Below are 15,470 nucleotides of genomic sequence, written 5' to 3' on the forward strand. Positions count from 1 at the left end.
ACTACATAAGGGGTGAGAAAGGCGGCCTTCGGGTTCCCTCCTTCTTCCGCCTCAAGCAGCTCACCGAAGTGGTCCGAGCGATGAATGTGAGCGAGATCGATCGCCAAATTCAGGGGCTGCTCCTCGAATTGGACAACCCCGACACCACGCGCGTCGAAAACGCGCTGCTCGAGCTCGGGTTGCTGATCCCGCGGCTCGATCTCGATCGCTGTCTAAAGGATGCGGAACTTCGGAAGACATTGTTCCCGATCCCGGACCGGTTGATGACCGCTCTGACCGAGAACCTCTCGGTGGCTGGAGCGGCCAAGAGAGCGGCCCTGGCGTTGGTCGCAGCGCTCTATCCGGACCGCTATAGGAATACGACTCTGGACGAGAAGCGTGCGCTGGCCGATCTCGAGCAGGTTTTCATGCTGAACCGTGTCTACTCTTTCTTCACCATCAACACGGAGGTGGGGAAGGAAGCGACCGTGATCGACGCGCGCCTGTGGGATCGCGTTCCCTTCCTGTTGAATGGCGTTCGTCCGCAACTCGCCGGCAAGGACGGCTCCAAACTGCAAAGCAATCTGGCGGTGGACGGCATCGTCGGAGCCAAGGCACTCAGTGTTCGCGCCGTGGACGACAAGAACCTGCTCGACGGTCAGCTCGCTGGCGTGCAGGTCAAATTAGCCGGCGACGAGGAATCCGCAGTCCATGGCAAGGTCATCCTGAACTTCAGGAATGGCGAGCGAACATATTCGCGCGAAGTGTTCGACTACGAGTCGTTGTTCCCGCCGACGTTCAGCTCTCGGGAAGATCAACGAAGGCGTCATCACCGATGAACGCAAAGGGGTCACCTGGTCCCTTTCCTCTGAACTTGAGAGGCCCCGTGGGTGCCACATCAACGATGGCGCCGTCCTTGTAGGTCACCTCGCGCAGCGTGAGGCCGAAGATCAGCTGGCTTGCGGCCAGGAACGCATAGCTCCCGGTGTCCTCGCGCTTCAGCTCCATCTTCGCCTTGGCGGTCAGCTCCTCCACGGCTTTTGCAGATAGGTCGACTTGCTTCTTCGACTTGTCGGCGACCGAAATCCGAATTCCTCTCGCCCGCCACACCTTGGTGACGACGAAGAAGTTACGATCGGTATAGCCTTGCGCGGGTTCGGCCTTTGCTTCGTTCATCTGAACCAACACGGCGTCAAAATTTGTCAGCTCCTTGTTGGCCGGCGCAACGATCGAGAGCTGAATGGTGTCCGCATTGCTCGATGAAAAGGCGCTGGAGAAAGACCCGCTGCCCAAACCCAGCGCCTGCAGCACTCTTCCCATCACCGACGCCGCGACACCGACCTGCAGGATGCTGCTGGCCCTGAACTGGAAGGACTTGAAACCGGGATCGGTGGCGACCTCCGGGCTAAGTTGAAGATTGAAGACCTCGTGCCAGCCGCCAAGTCTGGCGCCGCCTTGTGGGTCCGCAATGATGAGATCGCCGGGCGCAATGTTGTCTCGCGGCGGCAATATCAAGTTGATGCCCTCGGCCAAGAGAGCTGCCATCAACTCGTCGCCAGTGTCTCGGGAGCAATTCATGATCGTGCCTCAAAAGCGCTTTGGAAAAAAACGATACTCAACCTCACATTACAGAAACGCAGCTGTATCTGTAAAGATTGCAGAGCGCTGGCCGGCTTTTCCGACTGGCATCGCGGGTGCGGATATCCGGCCGCACGGAAACACGCTCGAAATGCTCGTCGCGGGGAGGCGCGTTGTTCGGCCACGTCGGCTCAGGTCAACTCGTCTCCGATCTTGTCGAGGGTCAGCGAGGGGACGAATGACGTCTGGATATAGCGGGCGCGTACGTCCTGCGGATTCTGGTCCGTCAGATTGCGGACCGGAATGTCGGAGCCTTTGCCGTGCACCCAGGCGGATTCCCACAGCATCGCCAGATATCGCGCGCCGAGCGCCATCACTTGCGCCGTATCGTCGCCGAGGTCCTTCCACATTCCATCGAGCGTCGCCTTGCGCGTGCCCGCGCCAGCCTGTTCGTAACTGTCCAGGATCCGCATCGGTTCGAGGATCCCCGCAACCTTGTCCATGAGCTCGACGGTGGCCTTCGCCATCGCCTTGCCGCTGGTCAGAAGCGGCAGGGCGTGGCCGCCGGGCCCGCTCAGCTCCTGCTTGATCAGGGGAAACAGCTGGGCGGCCTTGTCGGCGATCATGGCAGTCTCGAAAGCCGAATGGACGCCGCTGCCGTAGGAGACCTCTTCGTCCTCACCGGTCCTGGGATGATGGCGCGTGACCGTGCGCGAGGCGTCTCCGTCGGAGTAGACCGAGCCGTGCAGCGGCTGGGAGGCGTCACCCATGTAGTGAGCCGCGGCTCCCGCCGCCGTGAGGAAGCCGACCACGTCCTTGTTTTCCACAAACGCGACCATGGCGTCGAAGAACTGCCAGACCCTGAAGGGGAGGAGCCCTTGCTTGAGCTTGTTGCGATGTCGTCTGGCGCCGTCCTCGTCGCCATCGGCTTTCGCTTTGGCTGCCATGGTCTCGTAGTACTGCAGCCAGGCATCGACCGTGAGATTACTGTCGTCCGCAAGACAGGCGGCACGGAAGGTCTTGTGCGGTCCGATTTCCCCGTCGATGTCGGCATAATGGTTGGGATGCTCGGGTCCGTCACTGCCGTGCGGTCCGGCCGAAACGTCGCGGCCGCCCTCACGGCCGTTCTTGCCGTGGTCCAGCTTCTTCCAGATCTCGTCGGGAACGTCCGCCAGCGGAACGAAATTGTCGCCGAGCTGACCGACCGATTTGTCAAAGCCCTTCTCGGCGATCGTGTCGAGATCGAAGCTCAGAATGCCAAGATTGCGGTTGAGAAAGTCGCGCAAGTCAGTGTCGCCGACCAGGGCGACGGCAAAGGCGGCGATGCTGTAGTGGCCGGTCCGGCCCCAATAGCCCGAGACGCCGCGCGACTGGTCCGTGACCAGCTCGACGTCGAGCAGCTTGCACACATTGCTGAGGCTGGTCGCGATCGAGAAGGCGGATCGTACGCCGCTTTCCTCGAAAACCTGACCGCCCCACGCGACCGCGAGCGGCCTCAAATCGCGTTTCGGCAAAGGCTTTGGATTGGCCGCATCATCCTCGGTCGTGGCGTCAAGGTGCCAGACCATGCCTGAGTCACCATGTCGGGTGGCTAAACCTTCCGCCGGGCTGATCAGGAAGTCACCGACATAGTCGTAGCCGCCGACGGACCGGTAGCGGTAGAACAGGGCCTTGATGGTCCCGCGCACGAGGCCGGATGTTGCGCCGCGGCCGAGCACGGGTTGGTCGATCAGCCTGAGTGAGAGATTCTTTTCGTGAACGTCACCGAGCGGGCCGACCGGCGGGAGGCCATAGGTGTTGCTCGTCCAATCATCGACCTGATCGAGGCGGACCAGGCCGACATCGAGCGCCACATAAGACCGTCGCCCCGGGAAATCGGGATAGACTTCCGAAAACGGCTTGCGCGTCAGCTGGTTTGCCGAGCTCGCTCCGATTTCGACCTCGCCGCTACGCAGATAGCTAAAGATACGCGTGTCAGCTTCGCCGCAGGCATGGCGCGCCGTCAGCGCGTAGGTCAGATGCCCGTCGCTGACCAGACAGCCGGCGGTGGCGGAATATTCGGCGCCTTGCACCCGTACGATGATCGGCGAGCCGCCGCCCAGCTTGTGGGCGGGAAGGATGCCTGGTGGCGAGTATGTCGCGCTCGTATCGGATCCGGCCTGGTCCGCCTGGACGACGCACACCGGAACGGCGCGGCCATCGGCCAGGTAGAGCGTCTTTGGAACGATCTGCGCCGGGTCGTATCGTCCGGCCGGACCGAACGCGTCCTCGTTAGCCCATGAGCGCACGAAGGCCAGAATGCACGGCCAGGAATAGTCGCGCACCTCGGAGTTCGACAACGTGCGCGCATAGGTCTTCTTGTTCGGCGGCGTCTTGCCTTCGCCCTTGCGGGTGGGCCAGGCTTCGTCCTTGCGGATAAGGTAAAGGCCAATTGCGGTGCCGACAACATTGGCCTTGCTCAGCAAGTGATAGTGATAGGTGTCGCGCGCTTCGAGCAGGTCGTGAACCGACAGATTCGCAAAATTGTAGCTGAGATCAAGGACTGTCATGTGTGCCCCCAAGAAAGGCTGCCGCCCGAGCAGCCGCGCGTGTGCGCGCGGTTAACGATAAGGGCGGGTTCCAACCTTAGATTGTTACCTAGTTCACAACTGCAAAAATATCGTGACGGTCGGATCGCCCGTCGTTGCAACGCGAACTGCCGGCGAAGAGCCGGTCACGATTTCGCAGTTGCGAGTAGCAGGGGCGTGCCCGGGACGGAGGCGGGACGCTGCGAAGAGCACGTCCGCTCACGCTAGACCTGCTACAGATTCAGGCTGTCCGAATGCAGGTAGGTGACGCGGCTTCCTCGCTTCAAACGACGGCTCAACCATCCTTGCGGGTCGGAATAGATGGGATTCGTCAATTGCTCCCCGATTTGGGGTACCGACAGTGCGCGGACGTAGAGGAGCTTGGACAGCAGGGAGCTTGTTGAATGCCGCGAGACTTGAGGGAAGCCGCGGACGCGCGCGAGATCGTCGAGAACGCAGCGTCCTTACGCCGCATGATGCCGGTGCCGGCTTCGTCAACTTCACTTTCTTGGATCACGATGGGCGGTTCGAGCAGTTGATCGCCGAAGTGCATCTTGCGAGGTGGCTTACCCAATATTTTGCGCGTTGCCTCGTCGTGAGACGTCCCATAGCGAGTTGCCACGCGTTCGAAGGTCGTCTTCCGGCGGCCGGCGAAGCGCACGTCGTAGCCGCCGGCTCGCGGTGTGACGCTCTTGAGCTACCTCTGTACGAAACGGATGTCCTCGACGCACTGACAAAGCCTCAGAAGGATGAGGTTGGCGGGCGAGAGAACATCGGTGTACATCGTTGGCGTCAGGTCGTTTAGCCAGATCTCGAAGCGGTCGAGGCGCCGCCGCCGGTAGGCCTCCAAATCTAAGAAGCGACTTGGATTGATCGCGCGCATATAGCCGTTGGGGAAGGTCACGGTCGCAGGACTGTCGAGGTGCTCGGCCAGCTGGTTGCAGGCATCTTCGAAACATTCGCGCGCGGACGGCGGCATCCACTGCTTGTCGTAGATGGCAGCGAGCGAGGCGATCGAGAGGCGGTCATTGCGCTGGCTGAAGATACGGTAACTCAGGATGCATCTGCCGCGCGAACAGCTGGCGGACGCTGTGTTCATGCTCGCGATGGACGCCAAGCGACAAAGTGCGCAGCTACAAGACGCGATTAATCAGCGGGCAGACATCGGGACCGATTCAAGCACGACGTCAGGTGCGGATCTGGCGTCCTATCTTGCGGAGGTGGCGGTATCGACACTTCGCCATCACAACGCAAGCCCACCGTCTTTTCTTGATGCCGTGGTTCAGAGGTCGCGTGAGGTCCGCTTTACGGTCGATCAGAACGAGGCCTTCGCATTGGTTGCTGCCATGGTTTGGGAACAACGGATCGAGGGCATCCTCGAAGGCCTTCGGCTCTCCGGTGTCTTAAACACGCCTTCGAAAGACCGCCATTCCAACTTTCATGACTAGCACGCCGTACGCCAAGCGCGGCTGCAACGCGTTGGCGACGCTATTCACCGGATGCGGCGATTCGCGAAAGTGTGCATTTTCAGTCAGCAGCAAGCATGAATGTGCAATCGGGATACAGATCCCAACCTATTGAAAAGACGAAAGAAAGCGTAATTGCTCAACTCAAAACTTGACTTTTTTTGGCGATAACGACCCATTACTTGGGTGGTTAAACCAGATGAGGGTGATCCCTTGAAGCAGCCGTTACTCGACCAGGCGCGCAATATTCTGTTGCGGGAGCTTGATCCCGACTTCATTGAGAAGATCGCGGTCGAGTTAGGGTGGCAATATCACTCGCTTTATGAGCAACTCGCGGTCGATCCGACGCTGCCGGATTATCTGAAGGAAGAAGAATTCAACCGCCGCAGGGCTGATTGCGCAAGGCACGCGATCGCGAGGGCGTGTCAGCAGAATGGAATTCCTTTCGAGTACCATCGTCTAGCCTGCAATGGCCAGAAAAAGCTGCTCGCGAAGGCGGGCCGGGTCATTTTGATTCAGGAGCCGATCGAAACTCTTCGGGATCATCCAGCTACTGCCGACTACAAGGTCGCGTTGGCGGACGTGCACGGTTTTGTTCGGCAACTTGAACTCGATCTCGGAGATATGGCGGATCGGATCCGCGATTGGTCCGGTTGCGTGCTCGCGGTTCTGCTTCACGGCGCCGCTGGTCCCAAATTCAACCCGGAGAACAAGTCGCTTGGGCGCGTAATGTTGGCGGTTCCGGACGCAGCTTACACACATTGGATTACGCGCCTCGATCTGCAAGAAATCGCTATGTTCGGCAGGACCGTGCCGATTGAGGAAGAGATCGAGGCCGAGGTCACTCAAGAGGATCAAGTCGTGGTTACGCCGAAGCGGCGAAATGATACAGCGGAATTCGGTTGATGCGCGTTGGGATGCAAGCCTTCCGAGGAAGGCGTCTGCGAGAGGCGAGACTTGCCCGCGGTCTCTACATGAACGCGCTAGGTGATCTGCTTGGCATCACCGGCACCGCAATTTCGCGCTATGAGGATGACGTTGACAAGCCGCCGCAGGATCGAATTGCGGCGATCGCAAAGCATTTGAACTTTCCGATCGAGTTTTTTCTCCAGCCCGAATGGCCGGAACGGCCTCAGATCGTACATTGGCGCTCGCGCTCCGCCGAGACCAAGTACGCACGAGACATGACTGAGCAGCGCATGATCTGGACATGCGAACTGTTCTCTTATCTCGAGCGAGATGTGAATTTTCCCGCCTTGAACTTGCCGAACCTCAAGCTGCCGGATTTTCGAGCTCTCACGCCTGCTCTGATCGAAGCGGCCGCTGAAGCGGTGAGGAAGCATTGGAAGCTTCGAGAACTGCCCGTACCGGACGCGTGCCTGGCGCTCGAAAATGCCGGCATTCCCGTGGTTAACCTCGACATCACGTCCGAAAAACAGGATGGCTTTTGCTTTCAATCGGAGACGTTGGGACGTCCGTTTGTTGGCATCAACTCACTCCATATCAGTTCTGCCCGTGCTAGGTATGACGTCGCCCATGAACTCGGTCACGCCGTGCTTCATCGCGCCGTCACGCTTCAACAGTTGCGCGATCCGTCGCTGAATAAACAGATCGAACAGCAGGCTCATCGATTTGCCGGTGCATTTCTCTTTCCCCGAGAAGCATTTCGGTTCGAAGTGATGCATCCGACGCTGGACTATTTCTGTGCTCTCAAAAAGAGATGGGGCATGTCAATTGCTGCGATGATCTATCGAGCTTTCGACCTCGGCATGATCGATGAGCAGGAAAGGAGTGTGCTTTACCGAAATCTCACGCGAAGAGGCTGGCGTGGGCCGTTGCAGGAACCGTTTGACGATCCATCCGATATGGCAATCGAACGACCGAGGATGATCCGCCGCGGAGTGAGGGTCGTGCTCGAACTCGGCACGAGCAAGGCTGCGATCAAGGCCGCTTTGAACCTGCCCGAGAAGGAAATCGAGCAGATTGCAGGCTTGGAGCCCGGCTTCTTCCGGCCAGCGGCAGAGGTTCATGGCCTGGCCATTGCCAAGCGGCCAGCGCTTAAGGCAACGGATATCGAAAGTGGCGAGGTGATCGAGTTTCCGCAGTCGAGGCGGCGGTAGTAGAAATCGACGCCAGTCAGACGCTTGCAGGAGAGATTTGAGGATCTTCAGGAAAGCGCGCGTCGTCGCCATCCGTGACATGACGACCTGATCCGTCAACTGTTAGCAAGGTACGGAGCGCTTGACCGCTTCGCGCTCGCGTGGGGAAGCCGAGGCTGTGCAGCAGCGCGACCTTGCTGACGCTGTTCTCGATTTTAGGTAGTTTGGAGGGCCTCTATGGCCAAGAACATTCTGGTGTTCGCGGACGGTACGGGCAACGAGGGCGGTCTCTTGCCCGACGAAAGCCGCACCAATGTTTACAAGCTGTATCGGGCGACGCGGACCGGTCCCGATTCCATTATCGACCCCGAGCAGCAGTTGGCGCTCTATGTTTCAGTCATTGGGACGCCAGCACCGGGGCATAGCAGTCGTTGGAGCCGCCTCAAGGAGACGGTCCAGCAGATGTTTGGATTCGGCATCACCAAGAAGATTGTCGATTGTTACGTCGCCCTGATTGGCGTGCGGGAGCCAGGCGACCGCGTCTATCTCTTCGGCTTCAGCCGCGGAGCCTACACGGCCAGGTGCCTCGCGCACGTCCTTGAGGTCTCGGTATTCCAAGAAACGAGCCGAACGGCGATGCCATCAGCCTCGATCCGAAGTCGCTGCGGCGGGTCGCTAAGGAGGCGGTCTCCTGCGTCTACTGGCTCGGGATGCCGCGGGACGGCGCGGAGATCGAGAAGCGGGCAGAAAATTTCCGCAACGCATACAGGTCGGAAGTCGGACGCGCCGCGGGTGCATCTGCCTATTTCATCGGAATATGGGATGCGGTGGCAGCCATTGGGTGGCAACGCTTCTTCCCGGATTGGGCCTACGACCGGCACTTCGCCTCAGACGTCCAATACGCGCGGCATCTGCAGTCGATCGACGAAGGCCGGAAAGGCTGCAAACGAGTGCCGTGGGTGGCAGTGAAACCGTGAAGTGGCCCGACAGGCAGGGCGAACCGGAGCAATTCGATCAGATCTGGTTCGCTGGCAACCACGCGGATATTGGCGCAGCTATCCGGAAAACGAGTCGCGCTTGTCGGACATCACGCTTGCCTGGATGGCTGAATTCATCACCGAGAAGATACCGGAAGCGGCCCGCGTATTAGTCGATAACGGCATGCTGCGGTTATACCCGTTCGCCGATGGCATGATGCACGACGAGTGCATGGTCGGCATGGGCGGCACCTCGCTGCACTGGTCAAAAGCAGTCCGTGCTGTTCCGGACACGGCTCAACTGCATGAGACGGTCTATCAGCGGCTTTCGATGAAATCGGTGCGCAATTTCACAAGCTTCGGTCCGTATCGTCCGGTGGCATTACAGAGACATCAGAAGGCTAAGGCGTTCTTTGAACCGCCGCCTTCGGATGAGAACAAGAGCTCACCTGCCGAACTGAACTCTCCTTCAAATAAATGCCTCCTTGAACGGAGCCGGCGGCGCGACTTCGATCTCGTTTCATTTTGTCCTATCGATTTCCTAGGAATATACACTTATAAATGGGTTGGCGGCTGATTTTACCGGTTGTTAGCGATAGTTGTGATATGAAATGTAGGACATAAATCAGCTATATCCGACAAATAAGATCAAGAGCCATGGCCAAGTCAATTTCAACACAACAGGACCGTGCCATTGAACTCCTCAGGAAGCGCGGCATTGCGCGTCCGTCCGAGCTTGCCACAGCAGGCGTCACGGCGGCGACCATCGCCCGCATGAAGGAGAAGGGTCTCGTTGTCCAACTCGGACGCGGCCTCTACCAACTGCCTGACGCGCCTATCGACACGCACCATTCCCTCGCCGAAGCTGCCAAGCGCGTGCCTAAAGGGGTCGTCGCGCTGACCTCGGCGCTCGCCTTTCATGACCTGACCGATACCATCCCCTCGATGGTCTGGCTCGCCATTGGTCCCAAAGACCGGCAACCGCTTCCGACCAACCCACCCATGCAGTTCGTACGCTTCAGCCCGGAGCGGCTTCAGGAGGGCGTGGAGACCCATACCATCGAAGGTTGCCCCGTGAAGATCTTCAGCCCCGCCAAAACCGTCGTCGATCTTTTTCGCTACCGACGGAGTGCCGGGACACGCTATCGTCACAGCACCGGCCTTAACCTCGCGCTCGAAGGCCTGCGCGAGGCCCTTAGAACACGCAAGGCGAAGCTTCGGAGATCGCGGATTTCGCGCGCAAAGCCGGGGTTTGGAAGGCGATGCAACCATATATGGACGCGATGACCGCCAATGGCTAACCCACCCAAGAATGTGGCCGCCTCGGTCCGCGCGCGATTGCTCACGCTCTCCAAGGAGCGCAATCAGCCCTTTGAACTTCTCCTCACCCGCTACGTGCTGGAACGGCTGCTTTACCGCCTCGGCTCGACAGACTATCGCAATCGCTTCGTTCTCAAGGGCGCGATGCTGCTCGCTACCTGGGTCGATAACCAGTTCCGGCCGACCCGCGACCTCGACCTTCTCGGCTCGGGCAATCCGGACCCGGACGCGCTCCTGGCGATATTCAAGGAGATCGCTGCCGTCGATGCCGCCGACGGCGTCATCTTCGACCCGGCCAGTTTCACCGTCGACCGCATCCGCGACGAGAACGAATACGGTGGCGTCCGGATCAAGGGCAATGCCACGGTCGACAACGCCCGCGTTCGCGTCGTGATCGATATCGCATTCGGCGACGCCATTGAGCCCGGTGTGCAGGAAACCGACCTTCCGGTGCTGTTGGATTTTCCGGCGCCGAAGCTGCGCTCTTATCCGCGCGAGGCCGTCGTCGCCGAAAAATTTCAGGCGATGGTCGCGCTCGGCCTCGCCAACACACGTCTCAAAGACTTCTACGATGTCTGGGTCCTGATCCGCTCCTACAAGTTCGAGGGCGACACGCTGGCTCGCGCCATCAAGGCGACGTTCGCGCGCCGCAAGACCGAGATTCCGATGGCACTGCCGGACGCCTTCACCCCGGCCTTTACTGAGGACGCCGGCAAGAAGGATCAGTGGGCGGCGTTCACCAAGCAGGTCGCGGTCGATCCGGGCCCGCTGACGGACGTGGCGCAAACCCTTGCGGAGTTCTTGATGCCGCGGGCGAAAGAAGCTCTGTCCCTGAAGGACGGGGAGAAAGCGACCATGCCGGGATGACCATGATGGTCATGCCGATCATCGCCATGATGACCAGCAGCATCAGCAGCGCGATCGGCGTCAAGATCATCAGCATCATCATCGGTAGCGTCATCAGTACCAGCCGCTGCTGGTCGCTGCCGACATGTCCATTATCGGTCTCCCGGCATGACCGTCAAGATCCCCGCGGCCGGACCCTGAAGGCGCACCTCGTCGCCCTAACTAGAGGAATTACATCGGTCCGGAGCCTCAAATGTCATTGATGGATTTTTCTCGCCCGACCTTGAGCGGTTTCAGCGCGCGGTGGGTACCACCACGCCGACCAAGGCATGGTTCGCCTATGCGCTCGACCTAAACCGTATCGGGTTTGATCTGCTGCGGAACGCGACCACCGCGCAGTCCGAAAGCGCAGCCTTCGCCATACACGGGCTGTTTGTGCCGGTTCACCAATCATTCCAGTCGGCACTCCTGCTCGCAGAGCGCGGGCTCGTCGGTGATGCGCGAACGGTTCTAAGATCAGGCGTCGAGGGGACCATCGCGATCTATGCGCTGCACTCCGATGCCGCTTTCATCGACAGGCTGATCGAGGCCCACCGCTACAACCAGCGCAAGGCCGCGCGCGTGCTTCTCGACAATCCCGCTTATCTTGCCGCTACAAGACCGCCGATAACGCCGTCATGAAGGCCGTGGTCGCGTCGGTGGACGACATGGAAAAAGCAACGGGGGCGAAGCTGAAGGATATCAACTGGGCCGATGTCGCACTCAAATCCTGCCCCGACCTCTACCAGTTGATGTATCGCTCGCTGTCATTCGACGCTCGCATACGACCCTCAATACCCTGGAGGATTTCGCTGCCTATGACGCGCTTTCGGCCGAGCGGCTGAAGCTCGGCCGCTTTCAGCCTTGGATCAGCCAACCTTCGCCCGGGGGTGCTAAGCCGGTCGTGTTTCATCGGAGGCAAAGATATTGACACCCGGCATGCCGATCGTCTGCAGCGCGTCTTCAACGTGTCCGAGCTTTATGTCGTAGCCTTTCAGCCTCGGCGCTTTCGCCGGAATGATGACGCATCGAAAGTGCATCGGCGGCGCGTGCAAGGGCGACGATGGCGACGCGATCGAGCAGGGAGGAGTCCGCGTTGGACTGGGAGACGTGTGTCAGAAAGTTCTGAGCGCTTGGATCCGGAGCGCTGCCCCACTTGGAGCAAAAGTTTACTGCGCACTCGTACTCGAGGTGAGCAAGAATATCCGGACGCACTGCACTGCCGTCTAAACCGCGTGTATCGACCACTGCGATGGCAAGTCGCGCATCGTCGGGCGCGGCGACACGAATGATAGCACGCTTGAGCTTGCCATTTTTCACACAGGGTTCGGCGCGCTTCAGACAGATTGTCGCGAAACCACCAGCTCAGGTATCTGGCCATAGAGAGAGCGTGAACCGTTACCTCAGCGGGTTTGACGGTCCGAGCGAATTGCTATGCGCTGGTACGAAGCTTGCTTAAGGGCAGGATCGTGTCCTCTCGGATCGGTGGAGCATGTCAGGTATCGCTGCCGCTTTTCTATTGCCTTGGAGTAGTTCCCATCAGACGGTTTATGATCGGCTCCAGCACATGCTTCCAAAGCTCGCACTTCGCGGACAAGCAGAAGTCGCCGTCACCGCCTTCACGCACAACAAAGGCGTTCGAGGTGGAAGCGTGTCTCAGCCATCACACGAACTGTCTTCCATTCGCAAGAATAGGCGGGATTCGGAGGTCAGTCCGCACGTTGCGATCGGTCTTATCAGCGGCCGAGTTTGCAGACAGGATAGGAACGACGATCATCCAAATCCCAAGCGCGCGGCCTCGTCCCGTCAACTGACAGTGTCGGTAGACGGAGCGTTAGCAAATGGCCACGAGGTGAGGGCAGAACTGATTGCCCAAGGTTACACCCGGGTTGGTCGGACGGATGCTGAGCTGTTGCTCAAGCTGATTGAGAAAATTTGTGAGAGGGATTATTGGCGGCAAGGCTTGCGGGTCAAGTATGAGAACGTTTTCCGTGAAATCGATGAGCGTATTGATGGTGCTATCAGTGCGCTCTTGTTGGACCCAGAGGGAAATCTGGTCGCGTTCCGCAATAGATATGGTTTGCGTCCATTGGAGTTCATGCAGACGGACGATGGAGTTTTGCTCTTTGCCTCGGAAAATTGCGCCTTTGCCGGCCTTCGAGGCGAGTCAGGTCAAATCCTGCCGGGCTACATCAAATATGTGGATGGCAAACGGGGGCATTGCCTCGATCATCGCGTCAGTGTTTCTCAAGAAACCGCCAAACTATGCGTTTATGAGACCCTTTACCTCGGAAACCCGGATACGTCCATCGATGGCCAAACTCACCGCAAAACCCGCTACAATATCGGTTTCTCGCTAGGTGATCTTATTGCGCAACGGATCTGCGCAGAGCAGGGCCGAGATCCCATCATCGTCTCGTCCATGCCTCATACCGGAGGGCCCTATGCTGACGGCTTATTTTCATCTCTGTTAGCACGCGGCGTTAGTGTCGAACGACGTGAAGTCATCGAGACGCAGCTCTCTGAGCGAACTCTCATCGGCCCAACCAGTGAGCGCAAGCATCGTATCGCTCGCAAGTATCGGCTCGATTCGACTGACGTTGGCAGACGCACGATACTCATTGCCGATGAAGCCCTCATTCGTGGCGATACCAGCCGGACCATTACGAATATGCTCCTTGCGGCAGGCGCCAAAGCTGTCCATTGGGGAATCGGTTCGCCACCTATCGTGGCTCCGAATTACTACGGCGTAGATATTGAGGCCATCGATGAATTGGCCTTTTGGCAGGCGTGGAAACGGCTGCCCGCCCAACAGCAGAAGCGAAGCCTGCTGTTCAAAGACATCGAGCCGCATGTTCTCCAATCGGTTGATAGAAGAATCGCCGCCGCGATCAGCGCGGCAACTGTGACTTATTTGCCCTTCTCCCGATTGTCCTCGTTGCTGCCGCGCGGGAGTGAGGGAGTAGATTTATCACCCTTCACATTCGAAATGCCAACTCCTGCAGGTCAAAGACGCGCAAACAGAGATCTGCATAACCTTGTCTCTGAGTACCAGAGCGCTGCCTGAGGGCCGAATATCATGAGGCCGGTTCTTGTTTTTGATTGGAATGGCACGTTGCTTGACGATGCCAGCGCACTACTCCAAACGACGAATGCTATCCTGGAACGTTTCGGTCGCCCGGCGATCGATTTAGACACCTTTCGGGATCATTGCGATGTCCCACTGTCCATTCTTTTCCGAAACATCGGGATGTCAGAATCGGAAGTCGCAGCTGTAGATCGCGATGGCAGTGCAATCTTCCATGACACTTACGAGCCGTTGGCCGACAACGCAGATCTACGCGTGGGGGCGCGCGCGGTGCTGGAATGGGTTCGCCAGGAAGCGGCTTCATCCATCATCGTAAGCAACCATATAGTCGCACCTCTTGTTGCTCAATTGCAAAGGCTCGGCATCGACCGCTGCTTCAACGACGTCCTCGCCTTTGAAAGCCGTGTAGCGCAGTATAAGACGATGAGCAAAGGGGAGCGACTCCGTCGATATATGGAGCAAAACGATCTAAAGCCCGAGTCGACCTTCATTATCGGCGATATGCCAGTAGAAACCGATATTGCCCGAAGTCTTGGGCTGATCAGCGTAGCAATTACTGGCGGATTTGTTTCTGAGGCGCGCTTACGAGCTGCGAAACCAGACCACATAATCCACAACTATCACGAGCTATTGCCAATCGTTCGGGCGCGTGGGTTTTTCCACTAGGCGGGTAGTGAGGGCGCGGCAACTAAAGTCCAATGCCGGCGAGGGCGCAGGGCTTTGGTCCTGCGTCTATTTCAAGCTTCCGGCCGAGCGCGATCCGACCGAAATGTCTTGGTCGACAATATTACTCGGATTGCCCACGCTCTAGGTGGTGTGGACTCTAAGGATTCCCTTTTAGGAGCAAATCAGATTCAAGGCTGCTTTTGTGGAGGCCGCCTTGGGTGTGATGGACCCTTTGGTATTGAGCGACGCGGCGTGGGAGCGGATGGCGCCGTTGATCATAGGGCGGCCCGATCAGAAGGGCTCGACCGGGCGCGACAACCGAATGTTCGTTGAAGGAGTGCTGTGGATCGTGCGTACAGGGTCTCCCTGGCGCGATCTCCCGGAGGTCTTCGGCGATTGGAACAGCGTGTTCCGGCGCTTCAGCCGATGGAGCATCAAGGGTGTTTGGTGGCGGATATTTGAGGCGATGTCCGATGATCCGGACTTCGAATATCTAATCGTCGATTCCACCATCGTTCGGGCGCATCAGCACGCCGCCGGCGCCAAAAAAGGCGGTCTAAAGATCAAGCGATCGGCCGCTCGCGCGGGGGCCTGAGCACCAAGATACATCTGGCCGTTCGAGGCTTGGGATGTCCGGTGCGGTTCACGCTGACCGCGGGTCAGAAGGGCGATGCTCCACAAGCCGCCACATTGATCGAAGGCTTATCCGCCGAAGTCGTCATGGCCGACGCCGCCTATGACGCCGATCACTTGCGCCAAGCCATCGCCGCCAAAGGCGCGCTCGCCGTCATTCCCAACAATCCGTCACGCGCGCTCAAATACCCTCTCGACAAGCATCTCTATGG

At 58.8% G+C, this 15,470-nt stretch carries 15 protein-coding genes and 2 pseudogenes; 13 read left to right on the forward strand and 4 right to left on the reverse strand.

Features of this window, described 5'->3' with window-relative positions:
* Window positions 1-777: 777 nt before the first annotated feature.
* The 3 genes from AKN84_RS40150 to AKN84_RS40160 all read right to left on the reverse strand — a co-directional run bounded on the left by AKN84_RS40150 (window position 778) and on the right by AKN84_RS40160 (window position 5,223).
* Window positions 778-1,524, reverse strand: a complete 747-nt coding sequence (locus AKN84_RS40150; protein ID WP_050425891.1) for a gasdermin — start codon at window positions 1,522-1,524, stop codon at window positions 778-780.
* Window positions 1,525-1,748: 224 nt separating this feature from the next.
* Window positions 1,749-4,106, reverse strand: coding sequence for a phospholipase C/P1 nuclease family protein (locus tag AKN84_RS40155; RefSeq protein WP_050425892.1), 2,358 nt, complete (start codon window positions 4,104-4,106; stop codon window positions 1,749-1,751).
* A gap of 715 nt (window positions 4,107-4,821) precedes the next feature.
* Entirely contained in the window at window positions 4,822-5,223 is a 402-nt protein-coding gene (locus tag AKN84_RS40160) for a hypothetical protein (RefSeq protein ID WP_050425893.1), read from the reverse strand.
* On the opposite strand from AKN84_RS40160, the gene AKN84_RS40165 reads away from it, so the two are divergent.
* From AKN84_RS40165 to AKN84_RS40210, 10 genes and pseudogenes are all read left to right on the forward strand, one after another.
* The gene (locus AKN84_RS40165) at window positions 5,222-5,572 is read left to right on the forward strand and encodes a hypothetical protein (RefSeq protein WP_050425894.1); all 351 of its coding nucleotides are present in this window, start codon (window positions 5,222-5,224) and stop codon (window positions 5,570-5,572) included. The genes AKN84_RS40160 and AKN84_RS40165 overlap by 2 nt on opposite strands.
* A 231-nt stretch (window positions 5,573-5,803) precedes the next feature.
* Window positions 5,804-6,496, forward strand: coding sequence for a hypothetical protein (locus tag AKN84_RS40170; protein WP_050425895.1), 693 nt, complete (start codon window positions 5,804-5,806; stop codon window positions 6,494-6,496).
* An 11-nt stretch (window positions 6,497-6,507) separates the two neighbouring features.
* The gene (locus AKN84_RS40175; RefSeq protein WP_283805581.1) at window positions 6,508-7,710 is read left to right on the forward strand and encodes an ImmA/IrrE family metallo-endopeptidase; all 1,203 of its coding nucleotides are present in this window, start codon (window positions 6,508-6,510) and stop codon (window positions 7,708-7,710) included.
* Window positions 7,711-7,926: 216 nt separating this feature from the next.
* Entirely contained in the window at window positions 7,927-8,658 is a 732-nt protein-coding gene (locus AKN84_RS49685) for a phospholipase effector Tle1 domain-containing protein (RefSeq protein ID WP_050425897.1), read from the forward strand.
* Between the two features lie 108 nt (window positions 8,659-8,766).
* Window positions 8,767-9,243 (forward strand): hypothetical protein, encoded by a 477-nt coding sequence (locus AKN84_RS40185; protein ID WP_128971591.1) that lies wholly within the window; start codon window positions 8,767-8,769, stop codon window positions 9,241-9,243.
* Between the two features lie 80 nt (window positions 9,244-9,323).
* Window positions 9,324-9,967: pseudogene (locus AKN84_RS40190) on the forward strand (type IV toxin-antitoxin system AbiEi family antitoxin domain-containing protein).
* Window positions 9,960-10,853 carry a nucleotidyl transferase AbiEii/AbiGii toxin family protein gene (locus AKN84_RS40195; RefSeq protein ID WP_050425899.1) on the forward strand — a complete coding sequence of 298 codons (894 nt, stop codon included), beginning with the start codon at window positions 9,960-9,962 and terminating at the stop codon, window positions 10,851-10,853. Before AKN84_RS40190 ends, AKN84_RS40195 begins: the two are co-directional and overlap by 8 nt.
* Window positions 10,850-11,095: a hypothetical protein gene (locus AKN84_RS40200; protein ID WP_128971592.1), complete on the forward strand. Its 246-nt coding sequence runs from the start codon at window positions 10,850-10,852 to the stop codon at window positions 11,093-11,095. The genes AKN84_RS40195 and AKN84_RS40200 overlap by 4 nt, the downstream gene beginning before the upstream one ends.
* 40 nt (window positions 11,096-11,135) lie before the next feature.
* Window positions 11,136-11,513 (forward strand): DUF5677 domain-containing protein, encoded by a 378-nt coding sequence (locus tag AKN84_RS40205; RefSeq protein ID WP_050425901.1) that lies wholly within the window; start codon window positions 11,136-11,138, stop codon window positions 11,511-11,513.
* A complete protein-coding gene (locus AKN84_RS40210; protein WP_050425902.1) occupies window positions 11,510-11,716 on the forward strand; it encodes a hypothetical protein in 207 nt (68 codons plus the stop codon). The genes AKN84_RS40205 and AKN84_RS40210 overlap by 4 nt, the downstream gene beginning before the upstream one ends.
* A gap of 118 nt (window positions 11,717-11,834) precedes the next feature.
* Here the strand turns inward: AKN84_RS40210 and AKN84_RS46835 are convergent, their stop codons facing one another.
* Complete coding sequence (locus AKN84_RS46835; RefSeq protein WP_128971593.1) at window positions 11,835-12,191, reverse strand: hypothetical protein; 357 nt, start codon at window positions 12,189-12,191, stop codon at window positions 11,835-11,837.
* Window positions 12,192-12,363: 172 nt separating this feature from the next.
* Between AKN84_RS46835 and AKN84_RS40215 the strand changes: the two genes are divergently transcribed.
* The 3 genes and pseudogenes from AKN84_RS40215 to AKN84_RS46840 all read left to right on the forward strand — a co-directional run.
* Entirely contained in the window at window positions 12,364-13,938 is a 1,575-nt protein-coding gene (locus tag AKN84_RS40215) for an amidophosphoribosyltransferase (RefSeq protein WP_244485746.1), read from the forward strand.
* Between the two features lie 12 nt (window positions 13,939-13,950).
* Entirely contained in the window at window positions 13,951-14,625 is a 675-nt protein-coding gene (locus AKN84_RS40220; protein ID WP_050425904.1) for an HAD family hydrolase, read from the forward strand.
* Window positions 14,626-14,839: 214 nt separating this feature from the next.
* Window positions 14,840-15,470, forward strand: a pseudogene (locus tag AKN84_RS46840) (IS5 family transposase); the annotation flags it as partial.

The organism is Bradyrhizobium tropiciagri (genome assembly GCF_001189845.1).
Classification (GTDB): domain Bacteria; phylum Pseudomonadota; class Alphaproteobacteria; order Rhizobiales; family Xanthobacteraceae; genus Bradyrhizobium; species Bradyrhizobium tropiciagri.